At 45.4% G+C, this 24939-nt stretch carries 13 protein-coding genes and 2 pseudogenes; 10 read left to right on the plus strand and 5 right to left on the minus strand.

Going from position 1 to position 24939, the window contains the following annotated elements; translation table 11 throughout:
• Positions 1–108: 108 nt before the first annotated feature.
• From rplK to ACSJJG_RS01555, 7 genes and pseudogenes are all read left to right on the plus strand, one after another.
• Positions 109–537: a 50S ribosomal protein L11 gene (gene rplK / locus ACSJJG_RS01525; protein WP_047684958.1), complete on the plus strand. Its 429-nt coding sequence runs from the start codon at positions 109–111 to the stop codon at positions 535–537.
• Positions 538–540: 3 nt separating this feature from the next.
• Positions 541–1242 (plus strand): 50S ribosomal protein L1, encoded by a 702-nt coding sequence (rplA, locus tag ACSJJG_RS01530; protein ID WP_481088216.1) that lies wholly within the window; start codon positions 541–543, stop codon positions 1240–1242.
• Between the two features lie 341 nt (positions 1243–1583).
• Positions 1584–2080 (plus strand): annotated as a pseudogene (gene rplJ, locus ACSJJG_RS01535) (50S ribosomal protein L10).
• A 63-nt stretch (positions 2081–2143) separates the two neighbouring features.
• Positions 2144–2509 (plus strand): 50S ribosomal protein L7/L12, encoded by a 366-nt coding sequence (rplL, locus tag ACSJJG_RS01540; RefSeq protein ID WP_481088217.1) that lies wholly within the window; start codon positions 2144–2146, stop codon positions 2507–2509.
• Between the two features lie 382 nt (positions 2510–2891).
• Positions 2892–6920 (plus strand): DNA-directed RNA polymerase subunit beta, encoded by a 4029-nt coding sequence (rpoB, locus tag ACSJJG_RS01545; protein ID WP_481088218.1) that lies wholly within the window; start codon positions 2892–2894, stop codon positions 6918–6920.
• Positions 6921–7081: 161 nt separating this feature from the next.
• Entirely contained in the window at positions 7082–11308 is a 4227-nt protein-coding gene (rpoC, locus tag ACSJJG_RS01550; RefSeq protein WP_481088219.1) for a DNA-directed RNA polymerase subunit beta', read from the plus strand.
• 117 nt (positions 11309–11425) lie between these two features.
• A pseudogene (locus ACSJJG_RS01555) lies at positions 11426–11865 on the plus strand (polysaccharide deacetylase family protein); the annotation flags it as partial.
• Between the two features lie 503 nt (positions 11866–12368).
• On the opposite strand, the gene malM reads toward ACSJJG_RS01555, so the two are convergent.
• The 3 genes from malM to malK are packed head-to-tail and all read right to left on the minus strand — an operon-like array spanning position 12369 to position 15734.
• On the minus strand, positions 12369–13325 hold the full coding sequence (malM, locus tag ACSJJG_RS01560) for a maltose operon protein MalM (RefSeq protein WP_481088220.1): 957 nt from the start codon (positions 13323–13325) through the stop codon (positions 12369–12371).
• Positions 13325–14590: a maltoporin gene (locus ACSJJG_RS01565; protein WP_481088221.1), complete on the minus strand. Its 1266-nt coding sequence runs from the start codon at positions 14588–14590 to the stop codon at positions 13325–13327. Before ACSJJG_RS01565 ends, malM begins: the two co-directional genes overlap by 1 nt.
• Positions 14591–14624: 34 nt before the next feature.
• Complete coding sequence (gene malK, locus ACSJJG_RS01570; RefSeq protein WP_481088222.1) at positions 14625–15734, minus strand: maltose/maltodextrin ABC transporter ATP-binding protein MalK; 1110 nt, start codon at positions 15732–15734, stop codon at positions 14625–14627.
• Between the two features lie 427 nt (positions 15735–16161).
• Between malK and malE the strand changes: the two genes are divergently transcribed.
• The 3 genes from malE (at position 16162) to malG (ending at position 19910) form a co-directional block, all read left to right on the plus strand.
• Positions 16162–17361 (plus strand): maltose/maltodextrin ABC transporter substrate-binding protein MalE, encoded by a 1200-nt coding sequence (malE, locus tag ACSJJG_RS01575; protein WP_481090348.1) that lies wholly within the window; start codon positions 16162–16164, stop codon positions 17359–17361.
• An 89-nt stretch (positions 17362–17450) separates the two neighbouring features.
• Complete coding sequence (gene malF, locus ACSJJG_RS01580; RefSeq protein WP_481088223.1) at positions 17451–19007, plus strand: maltose ABC transporter permease MalF; 1557 nt, start codon at positions 17451–17453, stop codon at positions 19005–19007.
• Between the two features lie 12 nt (positions 19008–19019).
• Complete coding sequence (gene malG / locus ACSJJG_RS01585) at positions 19020–19910, plus strand: maltose ABC transporter permease MalG (protein WP_481088224.1); 891 nt, start codon at positions 19020–19022, stop codon at positions 19908–19910.
• An 87-nt stretch (positions 19911–19997) separates the two neighbouring features.
• Here the strand turns inward: malG and malQ are convergent, their stop codons facing one another.
• Together malQ and malP are read right to left on the minus strand one after the other, a co-directional pair.
• Positions 19998–22142, minus strand: coding sequence for a 4-alpha-glucanotransferase (malQ, locus tag ACSJJG_RS01590; RefSeq protein WP_481088225.1), 2145 nt, complete (start codon positions 22140–22142; stop codon positions 19998–20000).
• 9 nt (positions 22143–22151) lie between these two features.
• Positions 22152–24596, minus strand: a complete 2445-nt coding sequence (gene malP / locus ACSJJG_RS01595; RefSeq protein WP_481088226.1) for a maltodextrin phosphorylase — start codon at positions 24594–24596, stop codon at positions 22152–22154.
• Between the last annotated feature and the right edge of the window lie 343 nt (positions 24597–24939).

A 24939-nucleotide genomic window follows, 5' to 3' on the forward strand; every position in this document is an offset into this window, starting at 1 on the left:
TTAGGTTAGTTAAAGTTTTTAGTGGCCTGGTCTTTAATAATAGACGGGGTTCAAATCGTCAGGGGAGCCTCATTTTGAGGCGATAAGACCCGCATAGAGGAAAAATAAATGGCTAAGAAAGTACAAGCCTACGTTAAGCTGCAAGTTGCAGCTGGTATGGCTAACCCAAGCCCACCAGTTGGTCCAGCTCTGGGTCAGCAGGGTGTTAACATCATGGAATTCTGTAAAGCGTTCAATGCTAAAACTGAAAGTATTGAGAAAGGCTTGCCAATTCCAGTTGTTATTACTGTTTACGCAGACCGTTCTTTCACTTTCGTTACTAAAACCCCACCAGCGGCTGTTCTGCTGAAGAAAGCAGCAGGCATCAAATCTGGTTCTGGCAAACCGAACAAAGATAAAGTTGGTAAAGTAACCAGCGCTCAGATTCGTGAAATTGCTGAAACTAAAGCAGCGGACATGACTGGTGCTGACGTTGACGCGATGATGCGTTCAATCGAAGGTACTGCTCGTTCCATGGGCCTGGTAGTGGAGGGTTAATCAATGGCTAAACTGACCAAGCGCATGCGCACTATCCGTGAAAAAGTTGATGCAACTAAACAATATGACATCAACGAAGCTGTTACTCTGCTAAAAGAATTGGCTACTGCTAAATTCGTAGAAAGCGTTGACGTAGCTGTTAATCTTGGCATTGATGCTCGTAAATCTGACCAGAACGTTCGTGGCGCAACTGTACTGCCACACGGTACTGGCCGTTCAGTACGTGTTGCTGTATTTACTCAGGGTGCAAACGCTGAAGCGGCTAAAGCTGCTGGCGCTGAACTGGTAGGTATGGAAGATCTGGCTGAACTGATTAAGAAAGGCGAGATGAACTTCGACGTAGTTATCGCATCTCCAGATGCAATGCGCGTTGTTGGCCAGCTGGGTCAAATCCTGGGTCCACGTGGTCTGATGCCAAACCCGAAAGTGGGTACTGTAACGCCTAACGTTGCTGAAGCTGTACAGAACGCTAAAGCCGGTCAGGTTCGTTACCGTAACGACAAGAACGGTATCATCCACACCACTATCGGTAAAGTTGACTTCGACGCTGACAAACTGAAAGAAAACCTGGAAGCTCTGCTGGTTGCGCTGAAAAAAGCTAAACCATCTTCTGCTAAAGGCATTTTTATCAAGAAAGTTAGCCTGTCTACTACCATGGGTGCAGGTGTTGCGATCGACCAGTCTGGTCTGAACGCATCAGCTTAATTATGTAAGCTGAGAATAACGCTTTACCTTAGCGTCAGATTTGTCTAAAATCTGACGCTTCGATTTTGCCTGATATAGTGTGTTGGATGACTACATCCTTTGAAAAATAATACATTATCATCGGCAAATAACAGATTTTCGGTTGGAGCTTGGCCTTAATCCAAGCCCCGTCCAAGACCGCAGGCGTAAGTAATTACTTAATATCCTGCGTAGACGGTGACAGAGCCACATGAAATTTATTTTCTGGATTCTGCTCACCGTGTTTTAGCGCTCAGGTACATTTTGTGCTCTGAGTGAAGTGAGTTCCGGGTTTTCCCGGTTAATCCAGGAGCAAGAAGCTAATGGCACTAAATCTTCAAGACAAACAAGCGATTGTTGCTGAAGTCAGCGAAGTAGCCAAAGGCGCGCTGTCTGCGGTTGTTGCGGATTCCCGCGGCGTTACCGTAGATAAAATGACTGACCTGCGTAAAGCATGTCGTGAAGCTGGCGTTAACGTACGTGTCGTACGTAATACCCTGCTGCGCCGTGCTGTTGAAGGTACTGATTATGAGTGCCTGAAAGAAGCATTTGTTGGTCCAACCTTGATTGCTTTCTCTTTCGAACATCCGGGCGCAGCTGCTCGTCTGTTCAAAGATTTCGCGAAAGCGAACCCAGCATTCGAGATTAAAGCGGCAGCCTTTGAAGGTGAGTTCATCCCAGGATCAATATCGATCGTCTGGCAACACTCCCAACTTACGATGAAGCAATCGCACGCCTGATGGCAACCATGAAAGAAGCCTCCGCAGGCAAACTGGTTCGCACTCTGGCTGCACTACGCGATCAGAAAGAAGCTGCTTAATAGCCTATTTCCTCCGTTGCTTTTTAACGTATAAACTTTTTCTGAATTTTAGGAACACTTGTTATGTCTATCACTAAAGAACAAATTCTGGACGCAGTTGCAGAAATGTCTGTAATGGACGTTGTTGAACTGATCAGCATGATGGAAGAAAAATTCGGCGTTTCTGCTGCTGCAGCTGTAGCTGTAGTTGGTGGTGCTGCTGAAGTTGTTGAAGAAAAAACTGAATTCGACGTCATCCTGACTGGCGCTGGTGCTAACAAAGTTGCTGTAATCAAAGCAGTACGTGGCGCAACTGGCCTGGGTCTGAAAGAAGCGAAAGACCTGGTTGAAAGCGCACCAGCAGCACTGAAAGAAGCTATCAGCAAAGACGACGCTGAAGCTCTGAAAAAATCTCTGGAAGAAGCAGGTGCTTCTGTTGAGATCAAGTAAGATTAGTTTGAAGTTCGCAGCCTGATTTTCTAAGGCTGGCGGCTGGCGATTTTTTAATCGCCAGCCTTTTTGCGCTGTAAGGGCATTGTCTGAAAGTCAGATTTGTCTGAAAGGCATTAATAGGGAGTTAGTGGCATTTCACACTGTTTGGCTACTAATAAACCCAAAATACTTCTTCTTATTGACGACTTAATATACTGCGTTCTCAGCTACGATCCACTCGGGTAGCTCGGTAGTCAGGTAACGCAATGAAATGATTTAAGAGTAATAGTAATGAGTATTACGGAAAATATTCTGTTTTCTGTTCGAAAAAATAGTGTTGCAGCGTGCTGTCCTTAAGGGCGGACAGAGTGGGTCACTTATCAGCGAGCTGAGGAACCCTATGGTTTACTCCTATACCGAGAAAAAACGTATTCGTAAGGATTTTGGTAAACGTCCACAAGTGTTGGATGTTCCATACCTTCTTTCTATCCAACTTGACTCGTTCCAGAAGTTTATCGAGCAAGATCCTGAAGGCCAAAATGGACTGGAAGCGGCCTTCCGTTCAGTGTTTCCAATTCAGAGCTACAGCGGTAATTCAGAGCTGCAATATGTAAGCTACCGTCTTGGCGAACCTGTCTTTGATGTCAAAGAGTGTCAGATCCGTGGAGTAACTTTCTCCGCACCTCTGCGCGTTAAGCTGCGTCTGGTGATCTATGAGCGCGAAGCGCCAGAAGGCACAGTTAAAGACATCAAAGAACAAGAAGTCTACATGGGTGAAATTCCACTCATGACTGATAACGGGACTTTCGTTATCAACGGTACTGAGCGCGTTATTGTATCTCAGTTACATCGTAGCCCAGGCGTTTTCTTTGATAGCGATAAGGGTAAAACCCATTCATCCGGTAAGGTACTGTATAATGCACGTATCATTCCTTACCGTGGTTCGTGGTTAGATTTCGAATTTGATCCAAAAGATAACCTGTTTGTGCGTATCGACCGCCGCCGTAAGTTGCCGGCTTCGATTATTCTACGTGCAATGAATTATTCCTCTGAAGACATCCTGAATCTGTTCTTCAAAAAAACCGTTTTCGAAATTCGCGACAATAAATTGCAGATGATCCTGGTTCCAGAGCGTCTGCGTGGCGAGACTGCTTCATTTGATATCGAAGCAAATGGCAAGGTTTATGTTGAAAAAGGCCGCCGTATCACAGCTCGTCATATCCGCCAGTTAGAAAAAGAGCAGGTAGACCGCATTGAGGTTCCTGTTGAATATATTGCGGGTAAAGTTGTAGCAAAAGATTACATCGACCAGAACACAGGTGAAATCATCTGTGCCGCTAACATGGAACTCTCTTTGGATCTACTGGCCCGTTTGAGTCAGTCTGGTTACAAATCTATCGAGACCCTGTTTACCAATGATCTGGACCACGGTGCTTATATTTCCGAAACCCTGCGTGTTGACCCAACCAATGATCGCCTGAGCGCACTGGTTGAAATCTATCGCATGATGCGTCCGGGTGAACCACCAACACGTGAAGCCGCAGAAAACCTGTTTGAGAACTTGTTCTTCTCTGAAGATCGTTATGATCTGTCTGCGGTTGGTCGTATGAAGTTCAACCGTTCGCTAGATCGTGAAGAGGTTGAAGGTTCCGGTATCCTGAGCAAAGAAGACATCATTGACGTGATGAAGAAGCTCATCGATATCCGTAACGGTAAAGGTGAAGTTGATGATATCGACCACTTGGGCAACCGTCGTATCCGTTCCGTTGGTGAAATGGCTGAAAACCAGTTCCGCGTCGGCTTGGTTCGTGTAGAACGTGCAGTGAAAGAGCGTCTGTCTCTGGGCGATCTGGATACCCTGATGCCACAGGACATGATCAACGCCAAACCAATTTCTGCGGCGGTGAAAGAGTTCTTTGGTTCGAGCCAGCTGTCCCAGTTCATGGACCAGAACAACCCACTGTCTGAAATCACCCATAAACGCCGTATTTCTGCGTTGGGTCCAGGCGGTCTGACCCGTGAGCGGGCAGGCTTTGAAGTTCGAGACGTACACCCAACTCACTACGGCCGTGTATGTCCAATCGAAACACCTGAAGGCCCAAACATCGGCTTGATTAACTCATTGTCCGTTTATGCACGTACCAATGAGTATGGTTTCCTTGAAACACCTTACCGCTTGGTTCGTGATGGCGTAGTGACTGATGAAATCCACTACCTGTCTGCAATCGAAGAAGGTAACTACGTTATTGCTCAGGCGAGCACCGTATTGGATGAAGAAGGCCATTTCGTTGAAGAATTGGTCACGTGCCGTCATTACGATGAATCCAGCTTGTTCAACCGTGATCAGGTTCAGTACATGGACGTTTCGACACAACAGATTGTGTCCGTCGGTGCTTCTCTGATCCCATTCCTTGAACACGATGACGCCAACCGTGCATTGATGGGTGCGAACATGCAACGTCAGGCGGTTCCAACTCTGCGCGCTGATAAGCCGCTGGTCGGAACAGGCATGGAGCGTGCGGTAGCGGTTGACTCCGGTGTAACCTCAGTAGCTAAACGCGGCGGTGTGGTTCAGTACGCTGACGCATCCCGTATTGTTATCAAGGTTAACGAAGATGAAATGTACGCAGGTGAAGCGGGCATTGATATCTATAACCTGACCAAATATACCCGCTCAAACCAAAACACTTGTATCAATCAGACACCATGTGTTTCTTTGGGTGAATTGGTAGAACGCGGTGACGTACTGGCTGATGGTCCATCCACCGATTTAGGTGAACTGGCACTGGGTCAGAACATGCGTGTGGCGTTCATGCCTTGGAATGGTTATAACTTCGAGGACTCCATCCTCGTCTCTGAGCGTGTTGTTCAGGAAGACCGTTTCACCACTATTCACATTCAAGAACTGGCTTGCGTGTCTCGTGACACTAAACTGGGACCTGAAGAGATTACGGCTGACATCCCCAACGTGGGTGAAGCTGCACTGTCTAAACTGGACGAATCCGGTATCGTTTATATCGGTGCGGAAGTGAAAGGTGGCGACATTCTGGTTGGTAAGGTGACACCAAAAGGTGAAACTCAGCTAACTCCAGAAGAAAAACTGTTGCGAGCGATCTTCGGTGAGAAAGCGTCTGATGTGAAAGACTCCTCACTGCGCGTACCAAACGGTGTTTCTGGTACTGTTATCGACGTACAAGTCTTTACCCGTGATGGTGTAGAGAAAGACAAGCGTGCGTTGGAAATCGAAGAGATGCAGTTGCGTGAGGCTAAGAAAGACCTGACAGAAGAACTGCAAATTTTCGAAGCTGGTCTGTTTGCACGTATTCACTCTGTACTGGTTGCCGGTGGGATTGAAGCGGAAAAACTCAGCAAACTTCCTCGTGGGCGTTGGCTGGAGCTGGGCCTGGCTGATGAAGAAAAACAAAATCAGCTAGAGCAGTTGGCAGAACAGTACGACGAACTGAAAGTAGAGTTCGAGAAAAAACTGGATGCTAAACGCCGTAAGATCACTCAGGGCGACGATCTGGCACCGGGCGTACTGAAAATTGTCAAAGTGTATCTGGCTGTGAAACGTCAGATCCAGCCTGGTGACAAGATGGCAGGTCGTCACGGTAACAAAGGTGTTATCTCCAAGATCAACCCGATCGAAGACATGCCTTACGATGAAAACGGCACACCAGTGGACATCGTACTGAACCCGCTGGGCGTACCATCACGTATGAACATCGGTCAGATTCTGGAAACTCACCTGGGTATGGCGGCAAAAGGCATTGGTGACAAGATCAATGCAATGCTGAAACAGCAGCAAGAAGTTGCCAAACTGCGTGAATTTATCCAGAAAGCTTATGATCTGGGTGATGATACCCGTCAGAAAGTTGACTTGGGCACCTTCACTGATGAAGAAGTGATGCGTCTGGCAGAAAACTTGAAAAAAGGTATGCCTATCGCAACGCCGGTCTTTGATGGTGCAAAAGAGACCGAAATCAAAGAGTTGTTGAAACTGGGTGGCTTGCCGACTTCCGGTCAGATCACGCTGTTCGACGGCCGTACAGGTGAACAGTTCGAGCGTCAGGTAACCGTTGGTTACATGTACATGCTGAAACTGAACCACTTGGTTGATGACAAGATGCACGCCCGTTCTACCGGCTCTTACAGTCTGGTGACTCAACAGCCGCTGGGTGGTAAGGCACAGTTCGGTGGACAGCGCTTCGGTGAGATGGAAGTGTGGGCATTGGAAGCATACGGTGCGGCGTACACCCTGCAAGAAATGCTCACCGTTAAATCCGACGATGTTAACGGTCGAACCAAGATGTATAAAAACATCGTGGATGGTAACCACCAGATGGAACCAGGCATGCCGGAATCTTTCAACGTATTGCTGAAAGAAATCCGTTCGTTGGGTATCAACATCGAGCTGGAAGACGAATAAATCGTTTTCCCGCTGGTACTGCCCGGCCGTATGTTGAAGCATAAGAATGTCGGGCGGTTTACCAGCCAGTGGTTGCACTGGTCCCAGTGGTTATACTGGTTATAGAGGGGAGTGGCATGGGCCACTCACCTAACAGGTCTAACTCCGACAGGAGCCATTTCGTGAAAGACTTATTGAAGTTTCTGAAAGCGCAAACTAAGACCGAAGAGTTTGATGCGATCAAAATTGCTCTGGCCTCTCCAGATATGATCCGTTCGTGGTCATTCGGGGAAGTAAAAAAGCCGGAAACCATTAACTACCGTACGTTCAAACCTGAGCGTGACGGTCTTTTCTGTGCGCGTATTTTCGGGCCAGTAAAAGATTACGAATGCTTGTGTGGTAAATATAAGCGTTTGAAACACCGTGGTGTGATTTGTGAGAAATGTGGCGTTGAAGTAACCCAGACTAAAGTTCGTCGTGATCGTATGGGCCACATTGAGCTGGCATCTCCAACCGCTCACATCTGGTTCCTGAAATCGCTGCCATCCCGCATCGGTTTATTGCTGGATATGCCTCTGCGCGATATTGAACGCGTACTATACTTCGAATCCTATGTGGTTGTTGAAGGGGGTATGACCAATCTTGAGCGTAGCCAAATCCTGACTGAAGAACAGTATCTGGATGCACTGGAAGAGTTTGGTGATGAATTTGACGCAAAAATGGGTGCAGAGGCAATCCAGGCTTTGCTGAAAAGCATCGATCTGGAAAACGAATGCGAAACCTTGCGCGAAGAGCTGAATGAAACCAACTCTGAAACCAAGCGTAAGAAACTGACCAAGCGTATTAAACTGCTGGAAGCGTTCATTCAGTCTGGCAACAAACCAGAGTGGATGGTTCTGACCGTTCTGCCAGTTCTGCCACCGGATTTGCGTCCACTGGTTCCACTGGATGGCGGTCGTTTCGCAACTTCAGACCTGAACGATCTGTATCGTCGCGTTATTAACCGTAACAACCGTTTGAAGCGCCTGTTGGATCTGGCTGCGCCAGATATCATCGTACGTAACGAAAAACGTATGTTGCAGGAAGCGGTTGATGCGCTGCTGGACAACGGCCGTCGCGGTCGTGCGATTACCGGTTCTAACAAGCGCCCTCTGAAATCCCTGGCAGACATGATCAAGGGTAAACAGGGTCGTTTCCGTCAGAACTTGCTGGGTAAACGAGTTGACTACTCAGGCCGTTCCGTCATTACCGTAGGTCCATACTTGCGTCTGCATCAGTGTGGTCTTCCTAAGAAGATGGCACTGGAACTGTTCAAGCCATTTATTTATGGCAAACTGGAACTGCGTGGCCTGGCGACGACTATCAAAGCCGCCAAGAAAATGGTTGAGCGTGAAGAAGCTGTTGTATGGGATATCCTGGATGAAGTCATCCGTGAGCACCCTGTTCTGCTGAACCGTGCACCAACCCTTCACCGTTTGGGTATTCAGGCATTTGAACCCGTTCTGATCGAAGGTAAAGCTATTCAGTTGCACCCACTCGTGTGTGCGGCATATAACGCCGACTTCGACGGTGACCAGATGGCTGTTCACGTACCGTTGACACTGGAAGCTCAGTTGGAAGCGCGTGCGTTGATGATGTCTACCAACAACATCCTGTCTCCAGCGAGCGGTGAACCTATCATCGTTCCATCTCAGGACGTTGTATTGGGTCTGTACTACATGACCCGTGACTGTGTTAACGCGAAAGGCGAAGGCATGGTTCTGACCGGTCCTAAAGAAGCAGAGCGCGTATACCGCGCGGGTCTGGCTTCTCTGCACGCCCGTGTCAAAGTTCGTATCACTGAAGAAGTGAAAGATGGTGAAGGTAATGTCACTGTCAATACAGGATTGGTTGATACGACCATCGGGCGTGCCATCCTGTGGATGATTGTACCGCGTGGCTTGCCATACTCATTGATTAACCAGCCACTGGGTAAAAAAGCTATCTCTAAGATGCTGAATACCTGTTACCGCATACTGGGTTTGAAACCAACCGTTATTTTGGCTGACCAGACCATGTATACCGGTTTTGCTTACGCTGCTCGTTCAGGGGTATCCGTAGGTATTGACGACATGGTTATTCCTGAGAAGAAAGAAGGCATCATCGCGGAAGCAGAAGCGGAAGTGGCCGAAATTCAGGAACAGTTCCAGTCAGGTCTGGTAACTGCTGGCGAACGCTATAACAAAGTTATCGATATCTGGGCTGCGGCGAACGAACGTGTTGCTAAAGCAATGATGGAAAACCTGTCTTCTGAAACAGTGATTAACCGTAACGGTGAAGAAGAACAACAGGTTTCTTTCAACAACATCTTTATGATGGCCGACTCCGGTGCGCGTGGTTCTGCGGCTCAGATCCGTCAGTTGGCGGGTATGCGTGGTCTGATGGCAACGCCAGATGGCTCCATCATCGAAACCCCAATTACCGCGAACTTCCGTGAAGGTCTGAACGTACTTCAGTACTTCATCTCAACCCACGGTGCTCGTAAAGGTCTTGCGGATACCGCATTGAAAACGGCGAACTCCGGTTACCTGACCCGTCGTCTGGTTGATGTTGCCCAAGACTTGGTAGTGACTGAAGATGACTGCGGTACTCACGATGGTATCCTGATGACTCCAGTTATCGAAGGTGGTGATGTTAAAGAGCCACTGCGTGAGCGTGTATTGGGTCGTGTGGCGGCGGAAGACATCCTGAAACCAGGTACAGCGGATATTCTGGTTCCACGTAACACGCTGCTGAATGAAAAATGGTGTGATCTGTTAGAAGAGAACTCCGTTGACAGCGTGAAAGTACGCTCCGTAGTAAGTTGTGAAACTGACTTTGGTGTTTGTGCAAACTGTTACGGTCGTGACCTTGCTCGTGGTCACTTGATCAACAAAGGTGAAGCGATCGGTGTTATCGCGGCACAGTCAATCGGTGAACCAGGTACACAGTTGACGATGCGTACGTTCCACATCGGTGGTGCGGCATCTCGTGCGGCAGCAGAATCCAGTATTCAGGTACGTAACAAAGGTCATCTGAAACTGATCAACGCGAAATTCGTGACGAACTCAGCAAGCAAACTGGTTATTACCTCTCGTAATACCGAATTGCGCCTGATCGACGATTTCGGTCGTACCAAAGAGAGCTATAAAGTCCCTTACGGCTCGGTATTGACCAAAGGTGATGGTGAAACAGTAACTGGCGGTGAAACCGTTGCTAACTGGGACCCACACACTATGCCAATCGTGAGTGAAGTATCCGGTATTATCCAGTTCTATGACATGGTTGATGGTCAAACCATTACCCGTCAGACGGATGAGCTGACCGGACTGTCTTCGCTGGTGGTTCTGGATAGTGCAGAGCGTACCGGTAGTGGTAAAGACCTGCGTCCAGCACTGAAAATCGTAGACGCCCAGGGTAACGACGTTCTGATCCCAGGTACAGATATGCCTGCTCAGTACTTCCTGCCGGGTAAAGCGATCGTTCAGTTGGAAGATGGTATGTCCATCTCTGCGGGTGATACATTGGCGCGTATTCCTCAGGAATCTGGTGGTACTAAAGATATCACCGGTGGTCTGCCACGCGTTGCGGACCTGTTCGAAGCTCGTCGTCCGAAAGAGCCTGCTATCCTGGCAGAAATCAGCGGTATTGTTTCCTTCGGTAAAGAAACCAAAGGCAAGCGCCGTCTGGTAATTACCCCGCTGGATGGTGGTGAACCTTACGAAGAGATGATCCCTAAATGGCGTCAGCTCAACGTGTTCGAAGGTGAGGTTGTTGAACGTGGTGACGTGATCTCCGATGGCCCGGAATCTCCACATGACATTCTGCGCCTGCGTGGTGTTCACGCGGTTGCTCGTTACATCACTAACGAAGTACAGGAAGTTTACCGTCTGCAAGGCGTTAAGATTAACGATAAACACATTGAAGTTATCGTTCGTCAGATGCTGCGTAAAGCAACTATTGCGAATGCGGGTAGCTCCGAATTCCTTGAAGGTGAGCAGGTTGAATACGCACGCGTTAAGGTTTCGAACCGCAAACTGGAGCAGGATGGCAAAGTACCAGCTATCTTCCATCGTGACCTGTTAGGTATCACCAAAGCATCATTGGCAACAGAATCCTTCATCTCTGCGGCGTCGTTCCAGGAAACAACCCGCGTTCTGACTGAGGCAGCTGTTGCAGGTAAACGTGATGAACTGCGTGGCCTGAAAGAGAACGTCATCGTTGGTCGTCTGATCCCGGCGGGTACAGGTTATGCTTACCATCAGGATCGCATCCGTCGTCGTCAAGAAAACGAAGTGGTTGAAGCGCCACAATTTAGCGTTGACGAAGCCACTGCAAACCTTGCTGAATTGTTGAATGCAGGTTTTGGTAGCAGCAGCGATAACGAGTAATCGTGATGCGTAGCATACCTATAGCTAAATATAGATATAGCTAATTGTGAAAATGCCCTCTCTGGTAGAGGGCATTTTTTATTGGATGGAAAATTGAAATGAGACGAATTGTTTATTATTATTTCATCCAGAATTAAACGTCACCCGCAGAAATGGAATTCTGATCGCCTGCAATTCCTAAGCCTCTCAGAATTATATGTCATGCAAGATGTATTTGATTTTCAGTCTCATACTCACTTCTTGCATCGTCTGGGGAAAGAATAGACAGCCTATATTATTGAATCGGTCATACCATAATATCCTGTATGATCTCAGACGTTCCAGACGGGCATTATCACAATTAAATCCCCATGTACTTTATCTCTCTTATCCTTTTGGTGGATATAACCCAGAGGCAATAAAAGCGGCTAAACAAGCTGGATTCCATTTGGCTTGTTACCACGGTACAGGGAAAAGTTAAATTGGGGGATAATCCATTTTCTTTAAAGCGGTTATATATATTGCGCACAGATCCGATTGAAAAAATGGCAAAAATGCTTGCTAATAACCCTATTTAACGCCTTTACGATTGCTTAATAATTGAATGTAGGATGTAAAATCATTTAATTGCTAAATAGCAAAAGAATATTCTAATATGATGTTTTTACTGAGGATATAAATGATGGATTTCTTGGGGTTAATATTGGAAGTTTTTTATAACATTATAAAGTGCATTATCAAGTTTTTTGCATGGATATTTAAGGTTGCCATGAAGGAAACTGTTATTTCATTGCTTTCCATAGGAATTTTATTCTGCATTATATTTTCATTCATAATACCTAGATTGATTTTTGGTATTTTACTGTTACTAATGTTTATATATTGGTTTTATAAATTCCGTTTAAAAATAAAGAATTATCTGAATAAGAAAGGGTTTATGGATTACTTTAAGTAAATATGATGTTGGTAATGTTATGCAATGAAAATTCATCTGAGAAGGATAATGATCTGTATCTTTTAAGAGCCTATTCCCTTAGGCTCTTAAGTTAAATATCTCGCTATAATTATTTGATGAATAAATTTATTTTTTGTTTTTTATCGTCTTGATAAAAGTTTCCCGTGCAGTTGGAGATCCCAGTCGTTCTGCTTCATCTAACAGTTTCAATGCCTTATCAACATCACCATTGTTAATAGCTCTTTTGATAGCGTCATTGAAATACCGTTCGGTGTCGTTCAGTACAGGTTTAACTACTGGCGCAGTAGTTTGTGGTACATCAGCCGGGGTTGTTCTTATCGGTGATGTAAATACTGTTTGTGTAGAACCAACTGTGATCGGTTTAGGTGCAGGTGAAGAAAATACCTGGCCTATCAGAACGTTGCCTGCATTGCTTTCTGATTGTACTTTTAACGTTAATGTACCTGTTGCTGTATGGCGAGCGATCGGATCTGGAATATCTGGTACAGAATTACCGACACCTTTAGCATAAGCTTTAGCAGGATCGACCATTTGTGTTGAAGCCTGTGAATCAGAACGGGTGGTATAAATCAGCAAATAAATTCGCTGTTGTCCCAATGCCGGTGTCAGCTTTAACACACCCTCAAGTCTATCGGTGGACATAATACTCGGTTGTTGATAGCGGAAGTAGTGGCTTGGATAGAAAGCCGCAGGGTGGAGTTGTTCATCAAAGACTAAAACATTCGGTGAGTATACTTGCTTATCTTTTATCAGACTGTTCAGAGTGATTTCCAATGAACCTTGATTGGCCGGTAAAGCAAATGTGGCTACCGCACCTTGGATATGATCATCATTAAGCTGCTGTGATGCGCTATCAAGAATAATAGTCTGTGTACTATGAGTATTAATGGGCTGCCACTGTAATTTCTGTAAGGTTGACAAAGATAAAGCAGGTGCAGAGTTGATTGTCTCTATACCAGATGTTGCTGGGTCAGACAGTACGGTATCTGATGTAGCATAACTCGCCGGAATTAAGTTGCAGAGCAGGGCACTGAAACAAAGTGAGAGTAATTGCTTTTTCATTACCACCAAGCCTCAAATTGGGCACCAAATGTAAACTCATCGCTGTTCCCACGACTGAATTGATGTGCTGCTGTATCTTTGGCTGCAATGCTACTACCGTCATAACCCCATTTTTCATTCCATTTGGAGTAAGAAGTAAATAAACGGATAGCGGGGCGTGACCAGATGCTGTCACCTGCTTGCCACTGTTGAGCCAGAGTGACCTTGAACTGGTTATTGCTTTCCTTAGTGCGTTGTGATTTCACGTGGTCATAACCCACTTCCATTAAGGTACTCATTATCGGAGTCCACTTATACATTGGGCGGACACCCACGGTGTACCATGTGTTGCCATTGTTATTGTCGAGGTCAATGTCTTGATACATGGCGGCATACATGAGATCCCATTTCTTGGTGATACTAATGGCACCGTGATTCAGGACGCGTAGCATATGCCCGTCATTATTCACATTCGCACCTTCAGCACGCCCATTACCGCTGGAAGTCATAGCATCAGTTGCGTACTGTAAGACAAATTTGTTGAAACCACCTAACAGGCTTTGGGTATGTTCGGCAGTCAGCATCACACCATCTTTGGATGCTCGCTTATCAAGCTGGTATCCCTTACGTGTATTCGCACGCCCATAATCGATACCAAATTCTAGTGTGCCACCGGCATTGACAGGTAAGTTGGCTAGTCGTATATCAAAAATGTCATTTGAAGTATTTGGGGCCTTCTTGCGTTCATTATCAATCCACCCGTATGAACCGCCTGCTTCCGTATTACGGGTCACCGCGAAGGACAATTTGCCAAACCCAAGATCAATATTTTCCAATCCTGCACCAGGACCGGAAATATCCCAGTAATAGAAGTCGATCATATGTACATCGTGACGCTGGTAGAAACGTTTACCCGCCCACAGTGTTGAACCAGGCAGCCAATCAATAATATTGGTTGCTTTCACGTTGACTTCACGAAAACCAGGTTTTGTATCTTCCCAGTCTTTTTGCTGACTGACGGAATAGGCTAAATTGGTATCAAAATAGAAACTTTTATTCCCTTCTTTCCATAACTCTTGCCCTAACTTAAGTTCGGCGTAGGTTTCACATTCGTTGCCGAGACGGTATTTACTCGGTGCCCCAGTGACTTTGGCACATTTCTGCTCACCACCATTACCAGTCCAGCCAATGCCTGAACGGGCATAGCCGTGGAAGTCAACAGCAATAGCTTGCGTGGATAATAAACCAGTAGTTAGCATAGCCAATGAGAGAGACAATATACGCATAATGATTCTCCTGTTATTTTTTATAGCCGCGGATCTAGATTCCGGGTTCTTTATGTAAACGCTGACATGCAGTTCCATCTTCACGGAAAAGATGACATCGGTGGGGAGCTAGTCCGATAGAGAAATCTGCACCTTCTTTAACGAGAACAATATCAGGTTGGCGGTAAACCAAATTTTGATGAATGGCAGGTATGCGGATGTGAATCTGAGTTTCGTTCCCCAGTTGTTCCACGATCTGTACTGTCCCCTCTAACGTAACATCGGCTACATCATTAGGCAAAAGATGTTCGGGGCGAATTCCCAAAGATACATTACTACCGACAGTTAGCCCTTTGCTTTCAACTGGTAACCAAACTGGCTGACCGTTAGGCAGGATGATCTGTACCTGATCAACAGCAATCGCTGAGACTTTGACTGGCAGGAAATTCATTTTCGGTGAACCAATGAAACCTGCGACAAAGCGATTGGCAGGATAGTGATAAATTTCAAGTGGCTTACCAACCTGAGCAATATTGCCCCCATCCAGAACAACAATTTTATCTGCCAGAGTCATGGCTTCGATTTGGTCATGGGTTACATAGACCATTGTACGTTGTAGTCGTTTGTGTAGACGTGAAATTTCAATTCTCATCTGTACACGCAAAGCCGCATCCAGATTGGAAAGCGGCTCATCAAGCAGAAAGATATTGGGTTCAGCAACGAGAGTTCGGCCAATGGCGACTCGTTGGCGTTGGCCGCCGGACAGTGCTTTAGGACGGCGTTCCAGTAAATGGGCAAGCTGGAGAGTTTCTGCAACTTGTTGCATTCGTTTGTAGATATCGCTTTTTTTGACACCAGCCAGCTTCATGCCGAATGACATATTGTCTGCAACAGAGAGATGGGGATATAGTGCATAAGATTGAAAAACCATGCCGATACTGCGTTTGGCTGGTGGAACATCATTCATTCGTTTTCCGTCTATCAGCAAATCACCGGACGTAATGTCTTCCAATCCCGCGATCATCCTTAGCAGCGTCGATTTCCCACATCCCGACGGGCCGACAAATACGACGAATTCTCCTTCCTGAATATCAAGATTAAGATCTTTGGAGATAACAGTTTCACCATATGATTTAGATACATTGCGGAATGTGACGCTAGACATTTGTTCCCTCCCTCGGATTTGCCACCCCAGTTTTTTGTTCGTTTCTGGTTCGTCTTCGTTTCCTATTTGTCGCAGCGAGAAACTTAATGAAAAACTGATGGCTGGATTGTGTATAAAATAACAGGCGCGAAAATCCTCCATCCCAGAATTTTTGATGGTGGAGGAGCCAGGAGGACGAGATTAATGCGATTGAGAAAGAAAGAATAAAATTGTCAGATAAGATGTGATTTAAATCGCAAAAAAGGATGCTGTCTTGATGTTAACGTTCTGATTTTAATTATTTTTGTAAGCAAGTTCACACTCATACGGTATGAGGCGTAGGACTGGGGAGGATGAGTCTTTTTTACATTGATTGCACACTGGTGCCATTTTATCGCGATGTAACAAAGATAATTATCTTGAACTAACAAATGAAAAAGGCGGAATGATGACCAAGAAAATTTTAAAAGTGGGGACTCGTACCCTGATGCTTTCCGTTTTAACAACATGTGTATTGTCTGCTTCGGTTTTTGCGAAACCGGAAGAAGGAAAGTTGGTCATTTGGATCAATGGTGATAAAGGTTATAACGGACTGGCACAGGTTGGTGAGAAATTTGCAAAAGAAACGGGTATTCCTGTCACTGTCGAGCATCCTGACAAACTGGAAGAGAAATATACCCAGATTGCAGCCAGTGGAGATGGGCCGGATATTATTTTCTGGGCACATGATCGCTTTGGTGGCTATGCACAGTCAGGGTTAGTTGCTGAAATCATTCCTGATAAATCATTTATTGATAAGCTATTTCCCTTTACATGGGATGCCGTTCGTTATGACGGAAAATTAGTAGGATACCCTATCGCAGTTGAAGCTCTTTCTCTTATCTACAATAAAGACTTGATTAAATCTCCTCCTAAAACATGGGAAGAAATCCCTGCCTTGGATAATGAACTGAAAAAGCAAAATAAAAGCGCAATTATGTTCAATTTGCAGGAACCGTATTTTACTTGGCCGCTGATTGCTGCTGATGGTGGATATGCCTACAAGGCAGAGAACGGTACTTATAATGTCAAAGACAGCGGAGTGAATAATACGGGTTCTAAAGCGGGGCTGAAATTTCTGGTTGATTTAGTCAAAAATAAACATCTCAATGCCGATATCGATTACTCCATCGCCGAAGCTGCCTTTAATAAAGGTAAAGCAGCAATGACGATTAATGGTCCTTGGGCATGGGCGAATGTCGATGAAAGTAAGATCAATTATGGCGTTACCCTATTACCAACCTTTAAAGGAAAACCCTCTAAACCTTTTGTTGGCATTTTAACTGCGGGAATTAATGCAGCCAGTCCTAATAAAGAGTTAGCGAAAGAATTTTTGGAAAATTACCTGCTTACCAATGAAGGGTTGGCAATGATGGATAAAGATAAGCCGTTGGGAGCAGTGGCTTTGAAATCCTATCAGGAGATCCTGGCGAAAGATCCACGTATTGCTGCCACGATGGCAAATGCCCAAAACGGCGAAATTATGCCGAATATTTCCCAAATGAGTAGCTTCTGGTACGCAATGCGTAGCGCTGTTCTTAACACGGTCAGTGGGCGTCAGACAATAGATGCTGCCCTTAATGATGCTGAAGCGAGAATGACAAAATAAACGAATGACAGGCTCCTGAGTTTAAGGAGCCTTAGCTCTTATTGTGATGATGTTGGATAGTCACAATTGTTGGTAACAGGAAGTGCAAGATGTCAGCGACATTAGAAAAAACAGTATGGTGGCAGCATCCTGCCCTGAAATGGTTTGCTGTAGGTATTTGCCTACTTTTTACAGGTTATCTGGTTGTGCTGATGTATGCACAGGGAGAGTACCTGTTTGCTATGGTGACACTGGTATTACTGGGAAGCGGTATCTATGTTTTTTCTAACCGGAAAGCATATGTTTGGCGTTATACCTACCCTGGAATTGCTGGAATAGGGATATTTATACTGTTTCCGCTTATCTGCACGATTGCTATTGCTTTTACAAATTATAGCAGTACCAACCAATTAACTTTTGAACGTGCTCAAACGGTATTAATGAGTCGCCACTATCAGACAGGGGAACCATTTAATTTCAAACTCTATCCGGTATCTGAACAGTGGGTTTTGGCTTTGAGCGCTCCTGATAGCACCCACCTATTGGCATCTGAGCCTTTTTCTCTTGCGGGAACGGAAGAAATTATTCTGCTTCTCCATGAACAGGAGAAAAAACTTGAAGGCAATGCTGCGACATTGCGTACTATTACTCAATATCGTCAGGCATTGAATCAATTGGTAGTCGTTCTTCCTGATGGCAGTAAACTGAGAATGAGTTCCTTACGTCAGTTCTCTGCTATAAATCCTCTTTATTCCCTTGATGAAGATGGGATTACACTGACCGATAAACAAACTGGTATACGATACCAGCCGAATATGGATACAGGGTTCTACCAATCCATTAATATTGAAGGAGAATGGACTAAAGAAACGTTAAGTCCTGGATTTACGGTTTCTATTGGTTGGAAAAATTTTCTACGGGTGATACAAGATGAGGGTATCCAAAAACCTTTTCTGTCCATTTTTGTCTGGACAATAGTTTTCTCCCTAGCGACATTGGCATTGACGGTTACCCTAGGGATGGTTCTCGCTTGCATTGTACAGTGGGAAGCGCTTAAGGGACGAGCGATTTACCGTGTACTGCTTATTTTACCTTATGCTGTTCCTTCGTTTATTTCCATTCTGATTTTCAAGGGATTGTTTAACCAGAGTTTTGGTGAAATTAATCTGGTGCTAAATGGGTTGTTTGGTTTTAAACCGGATTGGTTTACAGATCCGACATTGGCTCGAACCATGTTGATTATTGTAAATACGTGGTTGGGCTATCCCTATATGATGATTCTTTGCATGGGATTGCTGAAATCTATCCCTGATGACCTTTATGAGGCATCAGCACTTGATGGTGCAGGACCATGGCGGAATTTTACCAAAATTACTTTTCCATTATTGATTAAGCCATTAACTCCGTTGATGATTGCCAGTTTTGCTTTTAATTTTAATAACTTTGTCCTGATTCAATTGCTAACCACAGGTAAACCTGATCATATTGGTACATCGACCCCAGCGGGTTATACCGATCTTTTAGTGAATTATACCTACCGTATTGCATTTGAAGGTGGTGGTGGGCAGGATTTTGGGCTGGCCGCAGCAATTGCAACATTGATCTTCTTATTGGTGGGAGCATTAGCCATCATCAATTTGAAAACTGCCCGCATGAAATTTGATTAAGGAGAAAAGAAGATGGCGATGGTACAACCCAAATCGCAACGATGGCGGGTATGGGGAACACATGTATTAATGCTAGCTTTTATTGCTATGATTTTGTTTCCTCTGCTGATGGTCATTGCTATTTCTTTGCGTCCGGGTAATTTTGCTACGGGTAACCTGATTCCAGACACCGTTTCATGGGAACACTGGAAGCTGGCACTTGGTTATAGCGTGGAATCTGCTGATGGACACGTCATGCTTCCCCCATTTCCGGTCATGCAATGGCTTTGGAACTCTGTAAAGGTTGCCTTGATTACTGCCACTGGCATTGTGGCATTATCAACGACGTGTGCTTATGCATTTGCTCGAATGCGCTTTCGTGGAAAAAGTACCTTACTCAAAGCGATGTTGATTTTTCAAATGTTTCCGGCGGTACTTTCTTTGGTGGCACTATATGCCTTGTTTGATAGATTGGGAGAATATATTCCTTTCCTTGGTCTCAATACCCACGGTGGTGTGATTTTTGCCTATTTGGGCGGAATTGCTCTGCATGTATGGACGATAAAAGGTTATTTCGAAACGATAGATCGTTCTCTGGAAGAAGCCGCTATGTTGGATGGGGCGACATCGTGGCAAATTTTCCGTTTGATACTGTTGCCACTTTCTGTACCTATATTGGCTGTCGTATTTATTTTGTCGTTTATTGGTGTGATTACCGAAGTACCTGTTGCATCTCTATTATTACGTGATGTGGACAATTACACGCTGGCAGTAGGAATGCAGCAATATCTTCACCCACAGAACTATCTCTGGGGAAATTTTGCTGCTGCGGCTGTGCTTTCTGCTATCCCTATCACGGCGGTTTTCTTACTTGCCCAACGTTGGTTAGTCGGTGGACTCACGTCGGGAGGCGTGAAAGGCTGATCTTCTCCCCCAATCATATTTAGCTATATATGATTGGGGGCGTTTTCGTGCTACTTGGCTACATATAGCTGTTAGTTCAGTAAGTTATTAACCCTGTTTTCGGCACTCTCCGATTGTTTGTAACAAGTCATTGATATGAGCATCCGCAAACATAGTTTCCAATGTTGCGGTAAGTTTTCGTCGCCAGTTGGGATATTCCTCTGTTGTGCCAGGAATATTAACGGGGCGTTCCATATCCAGCCAATCTTCAGGTTGTAATCCTAATAAGGCACAGGCGCTATGGGCTATATAGCGGTGTATGCTTTGATTTATAGCATGTGACATCGGATATTCTGTTTGTTTCAGTGATGCCGTTCCCTGCAACGAGGAGAAAATATCTGTCTTAAGCGATTCTACTAATAAATAGCCGTGACGGTTTAAACTGGTTAATAACGCTTGCTTGCAGCGTTTACGTTCCGAATATAAATCAGCAAGAAGAGCTTTATCAGGGTATAAACCGATGGTTTCTCCTAAGGTTAGATCTTTATTTTGCCAGAATCCGCGTAAAGTAGGTAAGTCATGGGTAGTAATGGTTGCCATCGCTTGCACGGGATATTCATCGGGAGAACGGTATTCACCTTGCTCATTGCGTTCGAAATAAAATACCTTATAGGAATAAACGCCCCTGTCCCGTAACTTATCGACAATTTCTTCTGGCACAATACCTAAATCTTCGCCTATCACCAAGCAATGATTGCGCTGGCTTTCCAATGCCAATATTGCCAGCAGATCGTCAACCGGATAATGGACATAAACGCCTTTATCGGCAGTTTCTCCTTGTGGTATCCACCAGAGCCTGAGCAGTGACATCACATGATCGATGCGTAATGCACCGCAATGACGCATATTGCTGCGCAATAATTCAATGAAAGGTTGATAGGCTTGAGTTTTTAATACATGGGGATTCATTGGCGGAAGTCCCCAATTTTGACCCAGTGGCCCCAGAGTATCGGGGGGCGCTCCGACGGATGCTTTAGTGCAATAGATGCTTCGGTTACACCAGGTTTCTGAACCCCCTTGTGCAACACCGACGGCAAGATCACGGTAAATACCAATTGGCATGTGATGGGTTTGGCTGGTAGTGAAGCACTCAGCAAACTGGGTATCAGCTACCCATTGTAGCCAAAGGAAAAACGCTATCTCCTGTGGATATGAATGGCAGAATGCCTTAACCGCGTCACTTTCTGGTTCACGGTATTCTTCCGGCCATACAGGCCAACCCCAATAGACATTATTTTCCCCATATAACTTATGGTGTAGGGCATCATAAGCAGCTTGATAATAAAGATTTTTGCCTCCTTTGGTCACAAACTGTTGGAAAGCGATCTGTTGGGGATCATCGTCAGAGCGGCGCTTAAATTGCGGATAAGTCAGATGCAATGCAGCCATTTTTAGAGACATTACTGTGGTGTAATCAACCCATTCCGCCTGGCGGGTTTGCTGGAGTTTGGATTGTGTTTCCGCTGAATGCCACCACTTTTGTGCTTCGATGCTATAACTAAAGTCTTCTATCTGGTGTACGGCAATATAGATGATATTGAGCCAGTGGCGGGAAGATGGACTGTAAGGGCTGGCGTTTTCAGGCATTGCCGGATAGATGGCATGAAGAGGGTTCAGGCCAACAAAGGCGCCACCACGTTGTGCCAGTTCTTGCAGCATATATTTCAGGTCGCCAAAATCACCAATTCCCCAGTTATTTTCTGATCTCAGGGTATAAAGCTGGACACAAGCACCCCAAAGTTTTTCTCCACGTGTTATAGCATCGGGTTCGTAACAACGTTCAGGGGCAACAATAAGTTGTGTAGAGTATTGCCAAGGGCCAGTTTCTGGTTTCGCTTCCGATATCAAGTTCAGCGTGTGGTATCCCAGGGGGAGATTGGCAGGCAACGTGAGCTGATGTTGGCAGTAACCCTGAAATATCTGCCCTTGTTCAGTGTGTATCTGCCACTGGTAATTATTTGTATCCTCCAGAGGCAGGGTTATCCTTTGTTCCTGAATAACCACCTTAACATTAGGTAAGGGGGAAGCGCGTAAATGAGAAACCGGCCTCCCGACCGGTATATCTGTATTCATGGCTTCCAATATCCGATACCTGATTTCAGCAGGGATCGCCTGGGGTTTCCCATAGGCATTAATATATTCGCTGACAATGCCGGCCTCAGTTGCCAAATCATTGAGGCATTTTTTTTCCATACAAAACCCCTAGTTAGTTTGCCAGATGCGTTGTTGGTAATCCTGGATAGCGCGATCAGAACTAAAGTTACCCATTCGGGCGGTATTGAGTACAGTACTGCGCGTCCAGCTTTGGGCATCGCGATATCGAGTGTCAATTTGCTGGTGGGCGTGGCAATAAGAAGCAAAATCAGCCAGCACTAAATAAGGGTCACCGCCGTTAGTCAGGCTATGTAACATAAGATCAAACGCGTGCGCATCTCCATGGCTGAACTCACCATTGGCGAGAGAGTCAAGGATAGCTTTCAGATGGTGATCCTGCTGAAGGATATCTTGCGGATTGTAGCCGCTGTTCAATAAGGCCTTAGCTTCTTCCACGGTCTTGCCGAAAATAAAGATATTGTCATTTCCAACGTGTTCGGCGATTTCGACATTCGCACCATCCAGTGTTCCAATAGTAAGTGCGCCATTTAAGGCTAACTTCATATTGCCTGTACCGGAGGCTTCTTTGCCTGCGGTAGAGATTTGCTCTGATACATCGGCCGCTGGGATCATCAGTTCCGCAGCGGAAACATTGTAATCGGGGATAAAAGCAATTTTGATGCGATCACGGACGATTGGATCATGATTGATCTTTTCAGCGGCATGATTGATGGCCGAGATGATGTTTTTAGCCAGATAGTAACCGGGAGCTGCTTTGGCACCGAACAGGAAAACACGAGGGTGAATATCTAAGGCCGGATTTTCCTGAATCTGCCGGTAAAGTGACAAGATATGGAGCAGGTTCAGGTGTTGACGTTTGTATTCATGCAGACGTTTTATCTGAATATCGAAAATGGCATTAGGATCAATTTTCAGCCCCATGACCTTATTGATATAGTTAGACAGGCGAATTTTGTTATCTTGCTTAACCGCGCGATAAGTTTCGCGGAAAGCTGAATCATCGGCATAAGATTCGATTTGTTCTAAGGCAGCCAGATCATTTACCCAATCATGGCCTAATGTTTGGTCAATTAATGAAGAGAGTGCAGGGTTACACTGTTTTAACCAACGACGAGGAGTTACACCATTAGTCACATTGTGGAATTTAGTTGGCCACAGTTGATGATACTCAGGGAACAGATCTGTCACGATCAAGGATGAATGCAGGGCTGCGACTCCGTTGACGGCAAAGCAGGCGACAACACACAGGTTAGCCATTCTGACTTGATTATCATGGATAACTGCCAATTTTTCCCAGATTTGTTGGTTATCAGGCCAAATTTGTTCCACGGTTGTTTTAAAGCGCCGGTTAATTTCTTGGATGATGCGATGATGGCGTGGTAGAAGCGCACTCATCAATTGTTCATCCCAACGTTCCAAGCCCTCTGGCAGCAAAGTATGGTTGGTATAGGCGAAAGTTTTTCCTGTTATTTCCCATGCGGTTTCCCAACTTAGCTGGTATTCATCAAGCAGAAGACGCATCATTTCAGGGATTGCAATAGTGGGGTGGGTATCATTAAGCTGGATAACTTCGTATTGTGCTAGCTCTTCTATTTTTCGCCCTGCCTGCTGGTGGCGGCGCAGAATATCTGCCACGGCACAAGCACACTGGAAATATTGTTGCATCAGGCGCAGTCGTTTACCTGCCTGATGATTATCATTCGGGTAGAGAACTTTGGTCAGGCTGGCGGCTTCAATGCCTTGCTGTTCAGCGTGCAGAAACTGCCCGTCATTGAAAAGTGACAGTTCAAAGGGGGTATCGTAGGTTGCCTGCCACAAACGAAGTGGTTGGGTTACCCCATTGTTATACCCAATCACGGGTAAATCCCATGCTTCACCAATCAGGCTAAATGCGGGAACCCAGGTTTCATGGCCATCGGCCGTTGTCACGATTTCGCCACCAAAACTGACGCTGACTTTTAATTGCGTGTTATGGCGAAACCATGGGTAGGACTCGCGTTCCCAATTATCAGGTGTTTCAATTTGTTGCCCATTTTCAAAGGATTGGCGGAAAAGACCATATTGATAATTGAGACCATACCCGATAGCCGGTTGATTGAGCGTCGCCATTGAGTCGAGAAAACAGGCTGCTAGCCTTCCTAACCCACCATTGCCCAATGCGGGATCGGTTTCTTCTTCCAGCACGTCACTCAAAATGATGCCATCTTCTGCCAAATAAGACTGAATATCGTCATACCAACCAAGATTCAATAAGTTGTTGGTTGTCAGTCGGCCTATTAGAAATTCCATCGAGATATAGTTCACGTGGCGTTGATTGTCAGAGGATGGATTGGCACGGTTTTGCTGAGTGGATAAGGGGAGTAATTCTGATACGGCTGCGCTAATGGCCTGCCACCACTGATGTGGAGTCATTTCCTGAGCTGAGTTGAGGCCAAAATATTGCCACTGGCGTGTGAGTGCGGCCTGAAATAAGGCCTTATTGAGTTTTGGGTTTTTATCTAATGTGGATGGTTTTAATGTGGATAGTTGCATGGCGTTGCATCCTGTCACTAACTGAGAAAAGTTTAGATAATTATTTACAGGGATATGCTGAAGGTTAGTGGCTTGGGAAACATCATCCCGTAAAAATATTCACAGGGAGGAGCGCAAGGGCGTAGCTATTTCTTTCGAGCTTTTTCGCAATTTCATAGAAAAATAGCAAGGTTGCAACCAAAGAATGTGACAAGGTGCAATTTAACACAATGAAATTAATCAACTTGTTTGCAAAAGATGGGCGTTTCTCTACATTTGTTGGTCGTAAAGGAATGTTAATGTGTAAGTGACTTAATAGTGTCAAACAGAATTCAGGTATCAGTTTTATTCGTTGCTTTTATTC

The sequence above is a fragment of the Xenorhabdus sp. SGI 60 genome (assembly GCF_056632175.1).

What these genes read in the sequence shown, in the direction of transcription:
- rplK (WP_047684958.1), top strand. Translation starts at nt 109, where the DNA reads ATGGCTAAGAAAGTACAAGCCTACGTTAAGCTGCAAGTTGCAGCTGGT.
- rplA (WP_481088216.1), top strand. Translation starts at nt 541, where the DNA reads ATGGCTAAACTGACCAAGCGCATGCGCACTATCCGTGAAAAAGTTGAT.
- rplL (WP_481088217.1), top strand. Translation starts at nt 2,144, where the DNA reads ATGTCTATCACTAAAGAACAAATTCTGGACGCAGTTGCAGAAATGTCT.
- rpoB (WP_481088218.1), top strand. Translation starts at nt 2,892, where the DNA reads ATGGTTTACTCCTATACCGAGAAAAAACGTATTCGTAAGGATTTTGGT.
- malM (WP_481088220.1), bottom strand. Translation starts at nt 13,325, where the DNA reads ATGAAAAAGCAATTACTCTCACTTTGTTTCAGTGCCCTGCTCTGCAAC.
- ACSJJG_RS01565 (WP_481088221.1), bottom strand. Translation starts at nt 14,590, where the DNA reads ATGCGTATATTGTCTCTCTCATTGGCTATGCTAACTACTGGTTTATTA.
- malK (WP_481088222.1), bottom strand. Translation starts at nt 15,734, where the DNA reads ATGTCTAGCGTCACATTCCGCAATGTATCTAAATCATATGGTGAAACT.
- malE (WP_481090348.1), top strand. Translation starts at nt 16,162, where the DNA reads ATGACCAAGAAAATTTTAAAAGTGGGGACTCGTACCCTGATGCTTTCC.
- malF (WP_481088223.1), top strand. Translation starts at nt 17,451, where the DNA reads ATGTCAGCGACATTAGAAAAAACAGTATGGTGGCAGCATCCTGCCCTG.
- malG (WP_481088224.1), top strand. Translation starts at nt 19,020, where the DNA reads ATGGCGATGGTACAACCCAAATCGCAACGATGGCGGGTATGGGGAACA.
- malQ (WP_481088225.1), bottom strand. Translation starts at nt 22,142, where the DNA reads ATGGAAAAAAAATGCCTCAATGATTTGGCAACTGAGGCCGGCATTGTC.
- malP (WP_481088226.1), bottom strand. Translation starts at nt 24,596, where the DNA reads ATGCAACTATCCACATTAAAACCATCCACATTAGATAAAAACCCAAAA.